Source organism: Sulfurivermis sp., assembly GCF_059410345.1.
In genome coordinates, this window is sequence record NZ_JBLJDO010000008.1 from 97,255 (window position 1) to 115,369 (window position 18,115).

Here is an 18,115-nt window from a genome sequence, read left to right on the forward strand (position 1 = left end):
CCCGCCCGCAGGCGTCCCGCAGCCGCTCCCCGCCGCCCCTGAACCGCCATGTGCCCGGACGGCAGTCGAGCGCCCGAGAGACGACAACATGAAACGCATGCTGATTAACGCAACTCAGCCCGAAGAGTTGCGTGTGGCGCTGGTCGACGGCCAGCGTCTGTACGACCTGGATATCGAAAGCACCTCCAGGGCCCAAAAGAAATCAAATATTTACAAAGGCCGCATCACCCGCGTCGAACCCAGCCTGGAGGCGGCCTTCATCGATTACGGCGCCCAGCGCCACGGCTTCCTCCCCCTCAAGGAAATCTCCCGCAGCTACTTCCGGGCTGATGCGGATCTGTCCGGCCGCATCAACATCAAGGATGTGCTGCGCGAAGGCCAGGAAGTGGTCGTGCAGGTGGAGAAGGAGGAACGCGGCAACAAGGGCGCGGCCCTCACCACCTTCATCAGCCTGGCCGGCCGTTATCTGGTACTGATGCCCAACAATCCGCGCGCCGGCGGTGTCTCGCGCCGTATCGAGGGCGAAGATCGCAGCGAAATGCGCGATACCATGGCCCAGCTCAACATCCCCGAGGACATGGGTCTCATCATCCGCACCGCCGGCGTCGGCAAGAGCGCCGAAGAGCTGCAGTGGGACATGGACTACCTGCTGCAGGTGTGGAGTTCCATCGAATCCGCCGCCCAGGAGCGCCCCGCCCCCTTCCTGATCTATCAGGAAAGCAACGTCATCATCCGCGCCATCCGCGACTACCTGCGTAACGACATCAACGAAATCCTGGTGGACGAACCGGGCGTATTCGAACAGGGCCGCGACTTCATGCAGCAGGTCATGCCGCAGCACCTGAACAAGCTCAAGCTGTACCAGGACAAGGTACCGCTGTTCACCCGTTATCAGATCGAGACCCAGATCGAGTCGGCCTTTACCCGCGAGGTGCAACTGCCCTCCGGCGGCGCCCTGGTCATCGACCACACCGAGGCCCTGATCTCCATCGACATCAACTCGGCCCGCGCCACCAAGGGCGGCGACATCGAGGAGACGGCCCTCAACACCAACCTGGAGGCGGCCGATGAAGTGGCCCGCCAGTTGCGCCTGCGCGACCTGGGCGGCCTGATCGTCATCGACTTCATCGACATGACCCCGGCGAAGAACCAGCGCGAGGTGGAAAACCGCCTGCGCGATGCCCTCAAGCAGGACCGTGCCCGCGTCCAGGTAGGCCGCATCTCCCGCTTCGGCCTGCTGGAAATGTCGCGCCAGCGCCTGCGCCCCTCCCTGGGCGAATCCAGCCAGATCGTCTGCCCGCGCTGCCGCGGCCAGGGCACCATCCGCGGCGTCGAGTCCCTCGCCCTCTCCATCCTCCGCGTCATCGAGGAAGAGGCCATGAAGGAGAAGACCGGCAAGGTGCAGGCCCAGCTGCCGGTGGCCGTGGCCAGTTTCCTGCTCAACGAGAAGCGCCACGTGCTCAATGCCATCGAGGAGCGCCAGAACGTGCAGGTGGTACTGGTGCCCAACCCCCACCTGGAGACCCCCAGCTACGAGGTGGAGCGCATCCGTGCCGACGACCTGGAACAGATGCCGCGTCAGCGTCCCAGTTATGAATTGATTGTCCGCCCGGAAGAGACCGCCGAAACCAGCGGTGAGACACCCAAGCTGCGTGCCGAGGAGCCGGCCGTGAAGTCCGTCATCCCCGCGACGGCCCCGGCCCCGGTGGCTGCAACCGCAGAAGCGGCGCCGAGCCAGCCCGGCCTGCTGCGCCGCCTGTTCGGCAGCCTGTTCGGCGCGGCGGAAAAGGCGGCAGAGGAAACGAAACCGGCCCGCCCCGAGCCGCGCCGTGAGCGCAGCAACCAGCAGGGTTCGCGCCGTGGTCAGGGCGAAGGACGCGGCGAACGCGTCGAACGAGGTGAGCGCAGCGAGCGTGGTGAACGCGGCGGCGAACGTGGTGAGCGCGGACGCGGCCAGCAACGTCAGCAGCAGCCACGCAACACCCAACCGCAGCAACCACGCCAACCGCGGCCGCCGCGCCCGGTGGCTGAAGAGGAAGCCGCCGCTCCCCCAGCCGAAGAGGAAGTCGTAGCCAGCGCCGAGCAACTGCCGGGCAGCGAGGGCGAACAGCAGCCGGCCCGTGAAGAGCGCAGCGGCTCCCGCCGCGGCCGCCGTGGCGGTCGCCGCCGCCGTCGTTCCGGTAGCGAGGGTGCGGATAACGCGGACACCGAAGCCCCCCAGGAGCAGGATAGCGACGCCGATACGGGTAGCGACGGAGCTGACGAGGCATCGCAGCGCGAGAAACCTGCCCCGCGTCCCGAACCGGTGGCGACAGAGATACAATCGCGCACCGAAAGTCCCGTCGCCACACCCGTAGCCGAGGTCTTCTCGCCCGAGCCGCGCCCAGAGGTCGCACCGGTTCGAGAGGAGCCGCGTGAGGAAATTACGCCACCGGCACCCCGCCCGGTAGCGCAGGTGGCCGAAACCGTTCAGCCTGCGGCGCCTGTCGCGGCTGAGCGTCCGGCAGCATTGGCGCCGCAGCCGGTGGAGACTTCCAGACCGGCGGCCATGGAAGCGGCTCCGGCCTTGCAACAGGTGGAAACGGCTAAACCGGTCGCGCCCGTGGAAGTGGAACGTGCGAGCATACTTGCACCGCAGCCGAGCCTGTTCCCGGCAGAAAACAAGGAAGAGCCGAAGAACTGATGTTCTGACACCGGATAAAACAAAACGGGGAGCCTTGGCTCCCCGTTTTGTTTTATCCGGCTACAGCCTTGCCAGACCTAAAGGCCGTGGCGGCTGCGAATCTCCGCCAGCAGGCCCTGCGCTGCGGCCTCCACCATATCGAATACCCTCTCAAACCCCTCCGCGCCGCCGTAATAGGGATCCGGCACCTCGCGCTCCCCCAACTGGGGCGCAAACTCCAGGAACAGGCGCAACTTATGCTCCTGCCCCTCCGGACACAACCCGGCCAGCAGGGCATGGTTGTCCCGATCCATGGCCAGCACGTAATCGAAGATGTGGAAATCCTCCCGCAGCGCCTGGCGCGCCCGCTGCGTACTCAGATCGATGCCACGCCGCCGCGCCGTCTGCTGGGCACGGGGGTCGGGCGGATTGCCCACGTGGTAGGCGTGGGTACCGGCAGAATCCACCTGGATCTGCCGCTCTAATCCCGCCTCACGCACCAAATGCTCAAAGTAACCATGGGCCATGGGCGACCGGCAGATATTGCCCATGCACACCATCAAAACCTTCACCATGTCGCTCACCACCTGTTTCCGCTACACTCAATTCCAGACCATTACACTTTGGTAATGCCGTATGGATTGTATCAATCTGTCCCTGAGCCAGCTACGCAGCCTAATTGGTCAGCCGGTATCCCACCGCGGTGCCGCCTGCCACGTCATCGAGGTACTGGTGGATGGACCGACCTTGGTGCTGCAGGACGCCGGCCCTACCACCGACATGCAGGACAACCAGTTCGGCGACCCCGGACGCTATGTGCCGCGCATCTATACCATCCCCCTGCTCGATGACGGCGGCGGCGCCGTCCATCCGGATTTTGCCCGCCTCGGCCTGCTGGCCTGCGATTAAGCTCCCCGGAAGATCAACCGGCGATGGCGCGGCGGACGCGCTCCAGGTCATCCGGGGTGTCGACGCCCGGTGCCGGCGGCACGGTGGCTTCGGCGACATGGATGCCGACGCCGTGCCACAACACACGCAACTGCTCCAGCACCTCCATGCGCTCCAGGGCACAGGGCTCCAGGGTGACATAGCGCTTGAGAAAGCCGGTGCGGTAGGCGTACAGGCCGAGGTGGCGGTAGTGCACGGCCTGGGCCGGCAGTTCCGCGGTGGTGACGGCAAAGGCGTCGCGGTCCCAGGGAATCACGGCGCGGCTGAAATACAGCGCCATACCCTCGCGATCCATCACCACCTTCACCACATGGGGGTCGAACAGCTCCGCTGCCGTATGGATACGCGTGCATAAGGTCGCGACCTCAGCGTGAGGATGGGCCGCCAGATTATCGGCCACCTGCTTGAGCAAAGCCGGCGGCATCAAGGGTTCGTCGCCCTGCAGATTGACCACGATCTCGTCGTCGTCGTACCCAAGAGTCCTTACCGCCTCGGCCAGGCGATCACTGCCCGAAGCATGTTCCGGGGAGGTCATGCACACCGCAGCACCGAAACCGCGCGCGGCCGACTCGATACGCGCATCGTCCGTGGCGATCACCACGCTGGCCGCGCCGCTGGCAACAGCCTGCTCGTAGACGCGTTGCAGCATCGGCTTGCCACCGATATCAAGCAGCGGCTTGCCTGGCAGACGCGTGGAGGCGTAGCGAGCCGGGATCAGCACACGGAAGGACATCAGACCTCCTCCTCGGGCGCCAACGGGCGCGCCTCATCCTCCAGCATCACCGGAATATCATCGCGGATCGGATAGGCCAGGCGATCGGCCTTGCAGATCAGTTCCTGCCGATCCTTCTTGTACACCAGCGGCCCCTTGCACAGCGGGCACACCAGGATATCGAGCAGCTTCTTGTCCATCTTCCATCACCTCGCCAATAGGGAGAGCAGTCGGGCTCCAAACTCATCGGGCAACTGCGCATCGACGGCGACCACCCAGAGTTGTTCATCATCATAGCGGCGGCATTTTACGCCGTCTTTTTCCGTCATCAGCACCGGCAATCCGTCACCGAACTGCACATCGGCCACACTATAGCGGTAGTGATCGGGAAAGGCATGTTCGACGACATTGATCCCCTGCCCGCGCAGCAGTTGAAAGAATCGCGCCGGGTATCCGATACCGGCCACCGCATGTACCTCGCTGCCACGAAAATCCTCCAGACTCCGGCGGGTGCCGTCACGCAAATGGACCACGCCCGCCGGCTGCAACGTCATCAGGTGTTCACCCTGTTCCGCCGCGCCATTGCCGACGCGCAGGTCGACTCCGCGCAGTCGCTCCGGTGCCTCGCGCAATGGCCCGGCCGGCAGGCAGAAGCCATTACCCAGACGGCGCTGCCCATCGAGCACGGCGATCTCCACATCGCGCGCCAGACGGTAATGCTGCAAGCCGTCATCGGAGAGGAGGATGTCGCAGTCATGCTGTTGCAGCAGCAGGCGCGCCGCCGCGACGCGATCCGGCCCCACCGCCAGGGGGCAGCCGCTGCGCTGGGCGATCAGCACCGGCTCATCGCCGACCAGCCGTGGATCGGAATCCTTGTCGACCGGCTGCGGCCACTGCGCGGCCAGACCACCATAACCGCGGCTGATGATGCCGGGGCGGTAACCCTGCGCGCGCAGGAAGTGTGCCAGCCAGATCACCAGTGGCGTCTTGCCGCTGCCGCCGACGGTGATGTTGCCCACCACCACCACCGGCACCGGCAGCCGCTCGCTGGGCAGCCAGCCATGACGGTAGGCTGCACGGCGCAGCGCCACCAGGGCACAAAACAGCCAGGACAGCGGCAACAACAGCAGCGCCACCGGGTTGAGGCTGTACCAGTAGTGATCGAGTCGCTTCAAGTTCAACTCCCCGGAGTCCACCACGGAGAGCCACGGAGAAAGAACGCCGAAAAACGTGTTCTCCGTGATCTCGGTGCTTCAGTCCGACCGTTGTCAGCCTTCGGTTTTTGCTGCCGCCGGTTCGTCGCGGAATTGCAGGTTGTGCAGCGCGGCGTAATGGCCATTGTGCGCCAGCAATTCCCGGTGCTTGCCCGCCTCGACGATGCGCCCCTTGTCCATCACCACGATGAGATCGGCGTTTTCGATGGTGGACAGACGGTGGGCGATGACCAGGGTGGTGCGGTTCTGCATCAAGGCCTCCAGCGCCTGCTGGATGTGGCGCTCGGAGTGGGTGTCCAGCGCCGAGGTGGCCTCGTCGAGGATCAGGATCGGCGCATCCTTGAGCAGGGCGCGGGCAATGGCCAGGCGCTGGCGCTGACCGCCGGACAGCAGCACGCCGTTCTCCCCCACCAGGGTGTCGAGCCCGAGCGGCAGGTCGCGGATGAACTCCATGGCGTGGGCCGCCTCGGCGGCGCGCTCCACCTCGGCGCGGCTGGCGCCGCTCATGCGGCCGTAGGCGATGTTGTGCTCAATGGTGTCGTTGAACAGCACGATGTGCTGGCTCACCAGGGCGATCTGATCGCGCAGGTTCTCCAGTTCCAGGTCGCGGATATCGATGCCATCGAGCAGGATCTGCCCCTGCTGCACATCGTAAAAACGCGGCAACAGGGCAACCATGGTGGACTTGCCGCTGCCCGAGCGCCCCACCAGGGCCACGGTCTGGCCTGGTTCGATGTTCAGACATACGTCGTGCAGCACCGGTGCCTGCGCGCTGTCGTAATGAAAGGTGACGCCGCGGTATTCCACCGCGCCGCGCGCGCGCTCGATACGCTGCTTGCCCGCGTCCACCTCCAGCGGCGTATCGAGGAAACCGAAGATACTCTCCGCGGCGGCCAGGCCGCGCTGCAACACCACGGTGACGCGTGTCAGCCGCTTGGCCGGGGCGTACATCATCATCATCGCGGCGAGAAACGACACGAAGGCACCCGGCGTGATCTTGTCCAGCATCGAATCCAGGGTGGCGACATAGATGATGCCGGCAGAGGCCGTGGCGGCAATGAACTGCACGATGGGCACGCTGGCGGCGACATTGGATTCCAGTCGCAGGGTGAGGCGGCGATTGCGCTCGTTGGCCTCGTCGAAGCGTCCGGTTTCGTAGGCCTGGCCGCCGAAGGTCTTCACCACCCGCTGCGCCTCGATGGCCTCCTCCGCCACATGGGCCACATCACCCACCGAGTGCTGGATGCGCGAGCTATAGCGGCGCGCATGGCCGCTGATGGTGTTGATCACCTTGGCGATGATCGGCGCGCCGAGGAACAGGATCAGCGCCAGTTGCCAGTTGAGATAGAGCATCCAGCCCAGCAGGGCGATCACCGTCAGCGTGTCGCGGATCAGGACACTGACCGCCTCGGTACTGGCCATGGAGACCTGTTCCACATCGTAGATCAGCTTGGAGATGAGATTGCCCGAGGCGGTGCTGTCGAAATAGGCCACCGGCAACTTGAGCAGGCGGCGGAACATCTCGCCGCGCAGCGTCTTGATCACCTGCCGCGCCACCCACTGCATGCCCATGGCGGCGCCGTAGCTGGCGATGCCGTTGAACAGAAACAGCACGATCATCACCACCGGCGCCCATTTGATCACCGCGCTGTCGCGCTCGACGAAGGTACCATCCATCATCGGCTTGATCAGCGCAGCAAAGGCGGCCTCGCTGGCGGCAACCACAATCAGCGCCAGAGAGGCGGCGAGGAACACGCGCCAGTGCGGCAGCACGTAGCGCAGCAGGCGACGGTAGAGGCGCAGCGACTCGCCCGGCAATGGGTTAGGCATCTGCTTACTGTCCCTCGGCGGGCTGGCTGGTGGCGAAGGTGAGATGGACGAAGCCGAGCTGGCGAGCCGCATCCATGGCGGTGATCACCGCCTGGTGCGGCGTGCGCCGGTCGGCGCTCAGGATCACCTGCGGCTTGGCTTCATCGCCGGCGGCCTTGGCGATGGCCTGCTTCAGCGTCTCCAGCCGGGTGTTGATCACCTCCTGCTGGTTGACGAAGAAACGGCCCTCGCCGTCGATGCTGATCTCCACCACCTTGCGTTCGCTCTGTAGGATCTCGCCGCTGGCCTCGGGCAGCTCGATGGCGATCTCGGTTTCGCGATTGAAGGTAGTCGACACCATGAAGAAGATCAGCAGCAGAAACACCACGTCGATGAGCGGTGTCAGATTGACATCCGGCTCCTCGCGGCGCTTAGGTTGGAAATTCATCCGCCACTGACCTCGCCGGCCTCGCGCTCACCGTGGATCACTTCCACCAGCTTGAGCGCCTCCTCCTCCATCTTCAGTACCAGGGCATCCACCTTGCCGCGGAAGTAGCGGTAGAACATCAGGCTGGGGATGGCGACGGTAAGACCGGCGGCGGTGGTGATCAGTGCCTCGGAGATGCCGCCGGCGAGCACGCCGGGATTGCCGACGCCCTGAGTGGTGATGGCGGTGAACACCTTGATCATGCCGAGTACGGTACCGAGCAGGCCGAGCAGCGGTGAAATGGAGGCGATGGTGCCGAGGGTGTTGAGGTAGCGCTCCAGTTCCAGCACCACCTGGCGCCCGGTCTCCTCCAGGCTTTCTTTCATCACCTCACGGCTGTGGGCCATGTTGAGCAGGCCGGCGGCCAGGATACGGCCCAGGGGCGAGCTGTTGCGCAGGGCCCGCACCCGCTCCGGGGTGAGTTGGTTGTTCTTGCGCCAGTTCCATACCTGCGCCACCAGATTCTTCGGCGTGACCTTGTCCTGACGCAGGCTCCAGAAACGTTCCCCGATGATGGCCAGGGCGGCGATGGAACAGAGGATAATCGGCACCATCAGCCAGCCGCCGGCGACAATAATCTCAAACACCCGTCATTCCCCTCGAAATTACAGCCACAAAAAGTGGCGACACTGTACCAAATGTGGCCCACCCCACACCATCATTGACTGAACCAGTAACGCCGCGCCTGCTGCCGCCACGACACCACTGCCGCGCCCTCCGCGCCGAGCTGCACGGTGATGGCGCCCTGCGCCGCCGTGTCGTGCAGCTCGGCGCCGGCATGGCGGTAGCGTGCCGCCACCGTCGGATGCGGGAAGCCGTAGCGGTTGCGGTAGCCTACGGCAAACAGCACGTGGCGCGCTGCCACTGCCGTCACGAACGGCACGGTGGACGAGGTCTTGCTGCCGTGATGGGGCGCCACCAGCACCTCGGCCGCCAGTTGCTGCGGCACACTGGCCAGCAGTTCGCGCTCCGCCGCCGCCTCGATGTCGCCGCTCAACAATACTGCGGCGCCGGCCGTGCTGATGCGCAGCACACAGGAACTGTCATTGCCGCGCCCGCTGGGCACACCCTCGGGCGGCGGAAACAGCAACTCGAAATCCACGCCATCCCAGTGCCAGCGCTGACCGCGGCCACAGCGCTGGTGCTCGCGCCAGGGCAGGGGCGCGGCGGCGCCGCTGAGGAAGCGCCCCACCTCCAGCGCCTCGAACACCGTCCCGGCACCGCCGGCGTGATCGCTGTCGCCATGACTGAGGACCAGGGTGTCGATGCGACGGATGCCGTAGTGATGCAGCACCGGCACGATGATCATCTCCCCGGCATCGTTGTCCGGACCATAACGTGGGCCGGTATCGTACAGCAGGGTGTGCTGCGCGGTACGTACCAGCACCGCCAGCCCCTGCCCCACGTCCAGTACCGTCACCGAGGCCTCGCCCGGCAGCGGTGCCGCCGGCCGCACCAGCAGCATGGGAAGCAACCACAACACCCCCAGCCAGCGGGCCGGCCAGCCCCGCGGCGCCAGCAGCCAAATTAGGCCCAGCGCCGCCGGCAGCAGGGTCCAGGGAGACGCCGCCCATACACTCCACTGCGGCGGCAACAACCCGGTACACCACCCCAGCCACCACCACAAGACATCCAACCCCAGCGTGGCCAGGGACAACACCGCCGTCCCGCCCCACGACCACAGCGCCACCAGCACGGTACCCAAGAGCACCAGCGGCACCACCAGCAGCGAGACCCATGGCACTGCCAGCAGGTTGGCCAGGGGCGAGATCAGCGGCACCTGCTGGAACCACACCGCCAGCAGCGGCGCCAGACCCAGCGCCACCAGCACCTGCACCCGCCCCCAACGCCACCACCAGCCGGAGGCGGCAAGACGCCCGCCCATGCCGTAGAGGATCACCGCCACCGCGCCGAAGGACAGCCAGAAGCCGGGCGACAACACCGCCAGCGGGTCGAGCAGCAGCACGGCCAACAAGGCCAGGGACAAGACCCGCGCCGGCCGCAGGGCGTGACCGCCGTACAGCGCCAGCATCGCCACGGCCACCATGATCAGCGCGCGCTGCGTCGGTATGGAAAAACCCGCCAGGGCGGCATACAGCGCCGCGGCGATGAGGGCCGCCACGGCCGCCGCCCTGGGGGCGGCCACACGCTCGGGCCAGGGCCAGAAGCGGCGCACCAGGAAGAACAGCAGGCCGGCCACGATGCCGATGTGCAGGCCGGAGATGGCGATGAGATGATTGGTGCCGGTGGCGCGCAGCCGTTGCCACTGCTCGCGCGTCACGCCCTGCCGCTCGCCCAGGGCCAGGGCCGCCACCAGCCCGCCGAGGGGATGCTCGCCCACCGTAGTACGCAACCGCTCATGCAGGCCCTGGCGCAGGCGCTGCAACGGAAAGGCACCGCTGTCCGCGGCGAGCAATGCCGTATCGGCCCCGGGGCGCACATAGCCGGTGGCACGGATGCGCTGCTGGAACAGCCAGCCCTCGTAATCGAAGGTGCCGGGATTGGCCATGCCGTGTGGCCGCTTGAGGCGTACCTGCAGGCGCCAGCGCTGACCGGCCTCCAACTCCGGGTAGGGGCGATACCAGGCCAGCCGCACCCGTCCCGGCGCAGGAAGGTCGTCACCGCGATGGCGCAGCCGCTCTACTTCGAACAGAAAGCGGACGCGCTGCTCATCCGTTTCCGGCAGGCTCGCGACCACCCCCTCCAGCACCACATCCTCGCCTTCCAGCGCGGCGGGCAGCTCCCGGTGCAGGACGTAGGCGGCATGGAGCCAGGCCCAGAGCAGGCCGGCGACGGCCAGGGACAGGGGACGCGCGATGCGGCGCCAACGTGGGCGTACCAACCAGGGCAGTACGAGTGACGGCAACAGCACGGCCAGCCAGGCGAGGCGCGGCACCTCGGGCTGAAATTGAAAGATGACAATACCGCCAAGAAAGGCCAGCGTCCCTGCGACCATGTTCCTTGTCCCTGGCTGATGGTGGATAATAGGGCGCCCGTTCAGCCCAGGCGTATTCCCGCCCCACGATGCCGAAAAAATTCCTCAAGCGCCTGATGCCGGATCACCGCATGATCCGCGAACACAAGCATTTGCGCATCTTCGGCACCCTGCTGCACGACCCGAACCTGTTTCACCTCAACCGCCGCTCGGCCTCCGGCGCCTTTGCCAACGGTCTGTTCTGGGCCTTCATCCCGATGCCGTTCCAGATGCTGCCGGCAGCGCTGTTCGCCATCGCCTTCCGCGTCAACCTGCCGCTGTCCATTGCCCTGGTGTGGATCACCAATCCCATCACCATGCCGCCGATCTTCTACTTCTGCTACAAGGTGGGCAGCTGGCTGCTGGACATGCCGGTACATACGGTAGAGGCCCATTTCAGCCTGGAGTGGCTGCGCGCCGAACTGGCGGTCATCTGGCAGCCGTTCCTGCTCGGCTGTCTGGTGGTGGCCACAGTCAGCAGCCTGCTCGGCTACTTCGCCATCCGTGGCCTGTGGCGCCTGCAGCTGATTCGTCACTGGCAGCACAAGAAGCGCGAGCGCGAGCTGCGCAAGACATTCGAGAACAAACCGTAGGCACGGCCCTGCCGCGATTGCACCGTGTATCGCGGCAGAGTCGCGCCTACGTCACGATCCTGCCGTCTTCCAACCGCAGTATGCGATGCATGCGCGCCGCCAGTCCCATGTCGTGGGTCACCACCACGAAACTGGTCTGCAGTTCCTCGTTCAGCTCCAGCATCAGCGCATAGACCTGCTCCGCGGTGTTGTGATCCAGATTGCCGGTGGGCTCGTCGGCCAGCACGCATTGCGGCCGCGTGACCAGCGCGCGCGCCAGGGCGGCGCGCTGGCGTTCGCCGCCGGACAGCTCGCCCGGCTTGTGCATCTGACGATGGCCGAGACCGACGCGCTCCAGCAGTTCGCCGGCGCGGCGTGCCGCCTCGGCCGGCCGCGCGCCCTGGATGAGCAACGGCATGGCGACATTTTCCAGCGCGGTGAATTCGGCCAGCAGATGATGGAATTGATAGACGAAACCCAGCGCGCGGTTGCGCAGGCGGCCACGCGCCGCCTCGCCGAGGCTCGCCATGTCCTGGCCATCCACCTCGACGCGACCGCTGCTCGGCAGATCGAGACCACCGAGCAGATGCAGCAGCGTGCTCTTGCCGGAGCCGGAGGCACCCACCACCGCAACGCGCTCACCGCGCGCCACGCCGAGATTCACGTCGCGCAACACCTCCACCGCCTGCGGACCTTCGGTGTAGGTCTTGCCCAGCCCCTGACAACTCAACACCATCTCACTCATAGCGCAGCGCCTCCGCCGGCTGGGTGCGCGCCGCGCTCCAGGCCGGATACAGGGTGGCAATGACGCTGAGCAGGAACGACACCACCGCAATGCGCACCACGTCGGCACCATTCAGGCGCGAGGGCAGATTGCTGATGTAGTACACGTCCGCCGGCAGGAACTGTACCGAGAACATGCGCTCGATGGCCGGCACGATGGTCTCCACATTGAGCGCCAGCAACACGCCGCCGATGACGCCGAACAGGGTGCCGATGAAACCGATCACCGTGCCCTGCACCATGAACACCCCCATCACCTCGCGCGGCGCGAGGCCCAGGGTGCGCAGAATGGCGATGTCGGTCTTCTTGTCGGTCACCACCATCACCAGGGTGGAGACGATGTTGAAGGCGGCCACCGCCACGATGAGAAACAGGATCACGAACATCACTGTCTTCTCGGTGCGGATGGCGCGGAAGAAATTCGCATGCTGCTGGGTCCAGTCACTGACCATATAGCTGCCGGGCAGGGTCTGCGCCATTTCGCGCACCACCCACGGCGCACGGAACATGTCCTCCAGCTTGAGGCGCACCCCGGTCACCTCCCCCGGCATGCGGAACAGGATCGCCGCATCATCCAGGTGCACCAGGGCCAGGGCGCTGTCGTACTCGTACATGCCCACCTCGAAGATGCCGCTGACGGTGAAGCGCTTCAGCCGCGGCAACACACCGGCGGGGGTGACGTTGGCCGACGGCGTCACCAGGGTCACCTTGTCGCCCACCATCACGCCGAGGATGCGCGCCAGGTCGACGCCGAGCACGATGTTGTATTCACCGGCACGCAGGTCGTCGAGGCTGCCAGTGAGCATCTTCTCGCCCACCTCCGACACCGCCGGCTCCTCCGCCGGCAGCACGCCGCGAATCAGCGCGCCGTTGACCCGCGAGCCCTCGATCAGCATGCCTTCCTTCTGGATATAGGGCGCCGCGCCGAGCACCCGCGCATCGCGCCGGGCCAGCTCCGCCACCTCCAGCCAGTTGCGCAGCGGCGCGCCATAGCCGCTGATGGTGGCGTGGGAGGTCATGCCGAGGATGCGGGTGCGCAGCTCATGCTCGAAGCCGTTCATCACCGACAGCACGGTGATCAGCGCCGTCACGCCCAGGGTGATGCCGAGCATGGAGATGAGCGAGATGAAGGAGATGAAATGGTTACGCCGCTTGGCGCGGGTGTAACGCAAACCGATAGAGAGGATGAGGGGCCGGAACATGGGGCGACATTAAACCACAACCGCATCCTATACGCCTGCGATCAACTCCACCGCATTGCCGTCCGGGTCGCGGCAGAATAGCGCCACCCGGCCGGAGCGGCTGCGGGTGTAGGTAATGCCGGCCGCCTCCAGGCGGACAATGAGACCATCCAGGTCGGGGCAGGACAGGGCCACATGGCGATCGCGGCCGCCGTGCTGCGGCCGGCCCTGTACCGGGTCGGGATTGGGCAGCTCCAGCAGGTGGATCTGTTGGCCGCCGACATCCAGCCAGGCGCCGGGGAAACCCAGGTCCGGGCGCGGCACCTCGGCCAGGCCGAGGATGTCGCAGTAGAAGGCCAGGGCGCGGGCGGTGTCGGCGACGAGCAGACTGACATGATGAATACGCATGGGAAAACCTCAATCAGTCCGCGAATGAACGCAAATGGCCGCGAATAATTCATGGCTTCCCCACCCGGTGAGTGACCAGCCCATAGCCAGCATCCTTTGTCTCATTGGCGTCCATTCGCGTTCATTTGCGGACTAAATTGTTTAGCGGGTTTGTTGGACGGCCAGGGGGCATCCTCTTATAATGCGGGGCCGTTTTTCAACCCTGAATTCCGGCCCCACAGACACTCAGGCAATGAACCCGGACCTCGACAGGTTACAGCCCTATCCCTTTGAAAAGCTTGCCCAGCTCAAGGCCGGGGTGACGCCGCCGGAGGCGCTGTCCCCTATTGTGCTGTCCATCGGCGAGCCCAAGCACCGGCCGCCCGCCTTCATCCGCGACGAGCTGGTCGCCCATCTGGGCGGCCTGGCCAACTATCCGCTCACCAAGGGCCGGGTGGAACTGCGCGCCGCCATCGCCGCCTGGCTCACCCGGCGCTTCCGTCTCAAGGGCGGCAGCGTGGACGCGGAAAAACATGTGCTGCCGGTCGCCGGCACCCGTGAGGCCCTGTTCGCCTTCGCCCAGGCGGTGGTGGATCGCAGCCGCGATGCGCTGGTGCTGATGCCCAATCCCTTCTACCAGATCTATGAGGGCGCCGCCCTGCTCGCCGGCGCCGAACCCTGGTTCATGAACACCACCGCCGCCACCGGCTTCCTGCCCGATCTGGATGCGGTGCCGGCCGAGGCATGGCGCCGCTGCCAACTGCTCTACGTCTGCTCGCCCGGCAATCCCAGCGGCGCCGTGGCGCCCAGCGACTATTTCCAGCGCCTCATCGCCCTGGCCGACCAGCACGACTTCATCATCGCCTCGGACGAGTGCTATTCCGAGCTGTACAACGACGAGGCCCAACCGCCCGCCGGGCTGTTGCAGGCCTGCGCCGCACTGGGGCGCGACGACTTCAGGCGCTGCGTGGTGTTCCACTCCCTGTCCAAGCGCTCCAACCTGCCCGGCCTGCGCTCCGGCTTCGTGGCCGGCGACGCCCAGGTACTGAACAAATTCCTGCTCTACCGCACCTACCAGGGCTGTGCCCTGCCGCCGCCGACCCAGGCCGCCAGTATCCGCGCCTGGCAGGACGAGACCCATGTGACGGAGAACCGCGCCTACTATCAGCGCAAGTTCGATGCGGTGGTGGAAATTTTGCAGCCGGTGTTGCCGGTGGAAAAACCCGCCGCCGGTTTCTACCTGTGGGTGGAGACGCCCATGGACGACGAGCGCTTCACCCGCGAGCTGTTCGCGCAACAGCACGTCACTGTGCTGCCCGGCAGCTACCTGTCGCGCGAGGCGCACGGGATAAACCCTGGCCGCAACCGTGTGCGCATCGCCCTGGTGGCGGAGATGGATGAATGCGTGGAGGCGGCACGCCGTCTCCGCAAGTTTGTGGAAAGTCTATAGGCGCAGCTGCCCATCAGGGCTGTGCACCGAATTCTTTATTTTTTTACGGAGAACAAGCATGAACGATATCAAGAACGTCATTGAAGAAGCCTTCGAACGCCGCGCCGAGATCACTCCGCGCAATGCCGAGGCCCACGTGCGTGAAGCCGTCGAAGAGGCCATCCGTCTGCTCGACAGCGGCAAGCTGCGCGTGGCCGACCGCCAGTCCGTCGGCAAGTGGACGGTGAACGAGTGGCTGAAGAAGGCGGTGCTGCTGTCCTTCCGCATCAACGACAACCAGTTCATGAAGGGCGGCTTCACCAACTACTTCGACAAGGTGCCGTCCAAGTACGCCGACTACAACTCGCGCGACTTCCGTGAAGGCGGTGTGCGTGTGGTGCCGCCGGCCACCGCCCGTCGCGGCTCCTACATCGCCCCGGGCGCGGTGCTGATGCCCTCCTACGTCAACATCGGCGCCTACGTCGATTCCGGCACCATGGTCGACACCTGGGCGACGGTCGGTTCCTGCGCCCAGATCGGCAAGAACGTACACCTGTCCGGCGGCGTCGGCATCGGTGGCGTGCTGGAGCCGCTGCAGGCGGCCCCGACCATCATCGAGGACAACTGCTTCATCGGCGCCCGCTCCGAAGTCGTGGAAGGCGTCATCGTCGAGGAAGGCTCCGTCATCTCCATGGGCGTGTACATCGGCCAGTCCACCAAGATCTACGACCGCGAGACCGGCGAAGTGCATTACGGCCGCGTCCCCGCGGGTTCCGTCGTGGTGTCCGGCAACCTGCCCTCCAAGGACGGCAAGTACAGCCTGTACTGCGCGGTGATCGTCAAGAAGGTGGACGAGAAGACCCGCGGCAAGGTCGGCATCAACGAACTGCTGCGCGACATCTAATCGCTGCAACGCCGCATGACTCCTCCCCCGCGCGCGGGGGAGGCCGGGAGGGGGCAACTTTGGCATGCCCCTCCCCGCCTGGAGGGATCTCAGCGGCATCCTGCCCACCATGCATATCCTCTACGGCATCAAGAACTGCGATACCGTGCGCAAAGCCCGTGCCTGGCTGGACGCGCACGGCGTCTCCTACCGTTTTCACGACCTGCGTACCGACGGCCTCGATGCCGCCACGCTCGACGGCTGGCTCCGCCAGGTCGATAGCGCGACGTTGATCAACACCCGCGGTACCACCTGGCGGCAATTGCCGGAAGCGGTGCGCCGCATCGACGACACGACTGCCGCCATTGCCTTGCTGCTGGAACATCCGACGCTCATCAAGCGCCCGGTGCTGCTGCACGACGGCAGGATTACCGTCGGCTTCACCACCGCCGTCTACGAAGAGATATTTGCCCGGTAGCAGCGGTGCCTACAACACCGTTGCACTTTGTGGCCTAATAGCGACAACCCACTAGTTTGAGCCCCACCATGTCCGCCACCCTTGAACTCGCCAAGGAACTCATCGCCCGCCGTTCGGTAACACCGGACGATGCCGGCTGCCAGCAGCTCATCGCCGAGCGTCTGCGCCCGCTCGGCTTCCACGTCGAACCCATGCGTTTCGGCCCGGTGGACAATCTGTGGGCACGGCGCGGCAGCCAGGGACCGCTGTTCTGCTTCGCCGGCCATACGGACGTGGTACCCACCGGCCCGGAGGGCAACTGGACCCATGCGCCCTTCGCCACGGCAGTCGCCGACGGCATGCTGTATGGCCGCGGCGCCGCCGACATGAAGGGCTCCATCGCCGCCTTCATCACCGCCACCGAACGCTTCCTGGCGCGCCATCCACAGCATCACGGCTCCATCGCCTACCTGCTCACCTCCGATGAGGAAGGCGATGCGGTGGACGGCACGGTCAAGGTGATCGAGGTGCTGGAGCAGCGCAACGAAAAGATCACCTGGTGCCTGGTGGGAGAGCCGTCCAGCGTCAAGGTGCTGGGCGACGGCATCAAGAACGGCCGCCGCGGTTCCATGACCGGCTATCTCACCGTGCACGGCGTGCAGGGCCACGTCGCCTATCCGCACCTGGCCGACAACCCGGTGCATCGCTTCGCGCCGGTGATGCAGGAGCTGTGCAGCATCGAATGGGATCGCGGCAATGACTACTTCCCGCCCACCTCATTCCAGATCGCCAACATCAATGCCGGCACCGGCGCCAACAACGTGATCCCCGGCGCGCTGGAGGTGATGTTCAACTTCCGTTTCTCCACCGAGCAGACGGCGGATGGATTGCAGCAGAAGGTGGAGGCACTGCTCAATCGTCACGGCCTCAAGTACAGCCTGCGCTGGTCGCTGTCGGGCCATCCCTTCCTCACCGAGACCGGCGAGCTGCTGCCCGCCACCGTCGCCGCCGTGCGCGAGATCGCCGGTGTGGAGCCCGAGGTCAATACCAAGGGCGGCACCTCCGACGGCCGCTTCATCGCCCCCACCGGCGCTCAGGTGCTGGAGCTGGGTCCGCTCAATGCCACCATCCACAAGGTCAACGAATGCGTCAGCGTCACCGACCTCGACACCTTGAGCGCCATCTACGAGCGCCTGCTGGAAAAGCTGCTGCTGCCCGCCGAACAATGATGGACACTCCAGGCGCTAAAGATTCACCGCCGCCTGCCGCCACACTGACTACCCTCTAAAGTTCTCCGGCCCCGCGACGCTAATGCGTGCATAGCCCGTCCCCCCGGAGCACGCCATGATCATCACCGGTTCCAACCTGAGCCTGAGCAGCAGCCACAGTTACCTGGAATACCAGCGCCGCCACGAATCACTGACGGTATGGAAGGACGGCGCCGAGGGCCGCCAGCAGCTCACCATGGAGTCCACCAGCCAACGGCTGCGCATGGGCGCCAGTGCCAGCAGTCTCAGCCTGGACCACGCCCTGCCGCGCCTTGCACTGCCCGAGCGCGCCGCCACGGCCGCTCCGGTTGCTCCGCCTGTCGCCGCCCCCGTCACCGAAACCGACGAG

General features: G+C 65.7%; 19 protein-coding genes. 8 read left to right on the forward strand and 11 right to left on the reverse strand.

Going from position 1 to position 18,115, the window contains the following annotated elements:
• Positions 1-88: 88 nt before the first annotated feature.
• On the forward strand, positions 89-2,683 hold the full coding sequence (rne, locus tag ACMV8A_RS08640; protein ID WP_495325368.1) for a ribonuclease E: 2,595 nt from the start codon (positions 89-91) through the stop codon (positions 2,681-2,683).
• A gap of 77 nt (positions 2,684-2,760) precedes the next feature.
• Here the strand turns inward: rne and ACMV8A_RS08645 are convergent, their stop codons facing one another.
• A complete protein-coding gene (locus ACMV8A_RS08645; RefSeq protein WP_495325386.1) occupies positions 2,761-3,237 on the reverse strand; it encodes a low molecular weight protein-tyrosine-phosphatase in 477 nt (158 codons plus the stop codon).
• A gap of 61 nt (positions 3,238-3,298) precedes the next feature.
• Here ACMV8A_RS08645 and ACMV8A_RS08650 point away from each other — a divergent pair, with 61 nt between their 5' ends.
• On the forward strand, positions 3,299-3,571 hold the full coding sequence (locus tag ACMV8A_RS08650; protein WP_495325369.1) for a hypothetical protein: 273 nt from the start codon (positions 3,299-3,301) through the stop codon (positions 3,569-3,571).
• 13 nt (positions 3,572-3,584) lie between these two features.
• Here ACMV8A_RS08650 and kdsB read toward each other — a convergent pair whose 3' ends face one another.
• The 7 genes from kdsB to ACMV8A_RS08685 form a co-directional block, all read right to left on the reverse strand.
• Positions 3,585-4,343: a 3-deoxy-manno-octulosonate cytidylyltransferase gene (kdsB, locus tag ACMV8A_RS08655; RefSeq protein ID WP_495325370.1), complete on the reverse strand. Its 759-nt coding sequence runs from the start codon at positions 4,341-4,343 to the stop codon at positions 3,585-3,587.
• A complete protein-coding gene (locus ACMV8A_RS08660; RefSeq protein WP_495325371.1) occupies positions 4,343-4,522 on the reverse strand; it encodes a Trm112 family protein in 180 nt (59 codons plus the stop codon). Before ACMV8A_RS08660 ends, kdsB begins: the two co-directional genes overlap by 1 nt.
• A 6-nt stretch (positions 4,523-4,528) precedes the next feature.
• Positions 4,529-5,503 (reverse strand): tetraacyldisaccharide 4'-kinase, encoded by a 975-nt coding sequence (gene lpxK / locus ACMV8A_RS08665; RefSeq protein ID WP_495325372.1) that lies wholly within the window; start codon positions 5,501-5,503, stop codon positions 4,529-4,531.
• A gap of 87 nt (positions 5,504-5,590) precedes the next feature.
• Positions 5,591-7,366 carry a lipid A export permease/ATP-binding protein MsbA gene (gene msbA / locus ACMV8A_RS08670; RefSeq protein WP_495325373.1) on the reverse strand — a complete coding sequence of 592 codons (1,776 nt, stop codon included), beginning with the start codon at positions 7,364-7,366 and terminating at the stop codon, positions 5,591-5,593.
• 4 nt (positions 7,367-7,370) lie between these two features.
• Entirely contained in the window at positions 7,371-7,793 is a 423-nt protein-coding gene (locus ACMV8A_RS08675; RefSeq protein ID WP_495325374.1) for an ExbD/TolR family protein, read from the reverse strand.
• Entirely contained in the window at positions 7,790-8,419 is a 630-nt protein-coding gene (locus ACMV8A_RS08680) for a MotA/TolQ/ExbB proton channel family protein (RefSeq protein WP_495325375.1), read from the reverse strand. Before ACMV8A_RS08680 ends, ACMV8A_RS08675 begins: the two co-directional genes overlap by 4 nt.
• A 71-nt stretch (positions 8,420-8,490) precedes the next feature.
• Positions 8,491-10,788, reverse strand: a complete 2,298-nt coding sequence (locus ACMV8A_RS08685; protein ID WP_495325376.1) for a DNA internalization-related competence protein ComEC/Rec2 — start codon at positions 10,786-10,788, stop codon at positions 8,491-8,493.
• Positions 10,789-10,856: 68 nt separating this feature from the next.
• On the opposite strand from ACMV8A_RS08685, the gene ACMV8A_RS08690 reads away from it, so the two are divergent.
• The gene (locus ACMV8A_RS08690; RefSeq protein WP_495325377.1) at positions 10,857-11,399 is read left to right on the forward strand and encodes a DUF2062 domain-containing protein; all 543 of its coding nucleotides are present in this window, start codon (positions 10,857-10,859) and stop codon (positions 11,397-11,399) included.
• A gap of 46 nt (positions 11,400-11,445) precedes the next feature.
• On the opposite strand, the gene lolD is transcribed toward ACMV8A_RS08690, so the two are convergent.
• The 3 genes from lolD to ACMV8A_RS08705 are packed head-to-tail and all read right to left on the reverse strand — an operon-like array spanning position 11,446 to position 13,750.
• Positions 11,446-12,123, reverse strand: coding sequence for a lipoprotein-releasing ABC transporter ATP-binding protein LolD (gene lolD / locus ACMV8A_RS08695; protein WP_495325378.1), 678 nt, complete (start codon positions 12,121-12,123; stop codon positions 11,446-11,448).
• Positions 12,116-13,363, reverse strand: coding sequence for a lipoprotein-releasing ABC transporter permease subunit (locus tag ACMV8A_RS08700; protein WP_495325379.1), 1,248 nt, complete (start codon positions 13,361-13,363; stop codon positions 12,116-12,118). Before ACMV8A_RS08700 ends, lolD begins: the two co-directional genes overlap by 8 nt.
• A 27-nt stretch (positions 13,364-13,390) precedes the next feature.
• Complete coding sequence (locus tag ACMV8A_RS08705) at positions 13,391-13,750, reverse strand: VOC family protein (RefSeq protein WP_495325380.1); 360 nt, start codon at positions 13,748-13,750, stop codon at positions 13,391-13,393.
• Between the two features lie 232 nt (positions 13,751-13,982).
• Between ACMV8A_RS08705 and dapC the strand changes: the two genes are divergently transcribed.
• From dapC to ACMV8A_RS08730, 5 genes are all read left to right on the forward strand, one after another.
• Positions 13,983-15,179, forward strand: coding sequence for a succinyldiaminopimelate transaminase (dapC, locus tag ACMV8A_RS08710; protein ID WP_495325381.1), 1,197 nt, complete (start codon positions 13,983-13,985; stop codon positions 15,177-15,179).
• A gap of 58 nt (positions 15,180-15,237) precedes the next feature.
• Complete coding sequence (dapD, locus tag ACMV8A_RS08715; protein WP_495325382.1) at positions 15,238-16,062, forward strand: 2,3,4,5-tetrahydropyridine-2,6-dicarboxylate N-succinyltransferase; 825 nt, start codon at positions 15,238-15,240, stop codon at positions 16,060-16,062.
• Positions 16,063-16,171: 109 nt separating this feature from the next.
• Positions 16,172-16,519, forward strand: a complete 348-nt coding sequence (locus ACMV8A_RS08720) for an ArsC family reductase (protein WP_495325387.1) — start codon at positions 16,172-16,174, stop codon at positions 16,517-16,519.
• A 68-nt stretch (positions 16,520-16,587) separates the two neighbouring features.
• Positions 16,588-17,727, forward strand: coding sequence for a succinyl-diaminopimelate desuccinylase (gene dapE / locus ACMV8A_RS08725; protein WP_495325383.1), 1,140 nt, complete (start codon positions 16,588-16,590; stop codon positions 17,725-17,727).
• 115 nt (positions 17,728-17,842) lie between these two features.
• Positions 17,843-18,115 (forward strand): hypothetical protein (locus tag ACMV8A_RS08730; protein WP_495325384.1); only part of this gene is annotated, 273 nt, incomplete at its 3' end.

What these genes read in the sequence shown, in the direction of transcription:
- lolD (WP_495325378.1), bottom strand. Translation starts at nt 12,123, where the DNA reads ATGAGTGAGATGGTGTTGAGTTGTCAGGGGCTGGGCAAGACCTACACC.
- dapD (WP_495325382.1), top strand. Translation starts at nt 15,238, where the DNA reads ATGAACGATATCAAGAACGTCATTGAAGAAGCCTTCGAACGCCGCGCC.
- ACMV8A_RS08705 (WP_495325380.1), bottom strand. Translation starts at nt 13,750, where the DNA reads ATGCGTATTCATCATGTCAGTCTGCTCGTCGCCGACACCGCCCGCGCC.
- kdsB (WP_495325370.1), bottom strand. Translation starts at nt 4,343, where the DNA reads ATGTCCTTCCGTGTGCTGATCCCGGCTCGCTACGCCTCCACGCGTCTG.
- dapE (WP_495325383.1), top strand. Translation starts at nt 16,588, where the DNA reads ATGTCCGCCACCCTTGAACTCGCCAAGGAACTCATCGCCCGCCGTTCG.
- ACMV8A_RS08690 (WP_495325377.1), top strand. Translation starts at nt 10,857, where the DNA reads ATGCCGAAAAAATTCCTCAAGCGCCTGATGCCGGATCACCGCATGATC.
- ACMV8A_RS08650 (WP_495325369.1), top strand. Translation starts at nt 3,299, where the DNA reads ATGGATTGTATCAATCTGTCCCTGAGCCAGCTACGCAGCCTAATTGGT.
- ACMV8A_RS08645 (WP_495325386.1), bottom strand. Translation starts at nt 3,237, where the DNA reads ATGGTGAAGGTTTTGATGGTGTGCATGGGCAATATCTGCCGGTCGCCC.
- ACMV8A_RS08675 (WP_495325374.1), bottom strand. Translation starts at nt 7,793, where the DNA reads ATGAATTTCCAACCTAAGCGCCGCGAGGAGCCGGATGTCAATCTGACA.
- ACMV8A_RS08720 (WP_495325387.1), top strand. Translation starts at nt 16,172, where the DNA reads ATGCATATCCTCTACGGCATCAAGAACTGCGATACCGTGCGCAAAGCC.
- msbA (WP_495325373.1), bottom strand. Translation starts at nt 7,366, where the DNA reads ATGCCTAACCCATTGCCGGGCGAGTCGCTGCGCCTCTACCGTCGCCTG.
- ACMV8A_RS08660 (WP_495325371.1), bottom strand. Translation starts at nt 4,522, where the DNA reads ATGGACAAGAAGCTGCTCGATATCCTGGTGTGCCCGCTGTGCAAGGGG.
- dapC (WP_495325381.1), top strand. Translation starts at nt 13,983, where the DNA reads ATGAACCCGGACCTCGACAGGTTACAGCCCTATCCCTTTGAAAAGCTT.
- rne (WP_495325368.1), top strand. Translation starts at nt 89, where the DNA reads ATGAAACGCATGCTGATTAACGCAACTCAGCCCGAAGAGTTGCGTGTG.
- ACMV8A_RS08700 (WP_495325379.1), bottom strand. Translation starts at nt 13,363, where the DNA reads ATGTTCCGGCCCCTCATCCTCTCTATCGGTTTGCGTTACACCCGCGCC.
- ACMV8A_RS08685 (WP_495325376.1), bottom strand. Translation starts at nt 10,788, where the DNA reads ATGGTCGCAGGGACGCTGGCCTTTCTTGGCGGTATTGTCATCTTTCAA.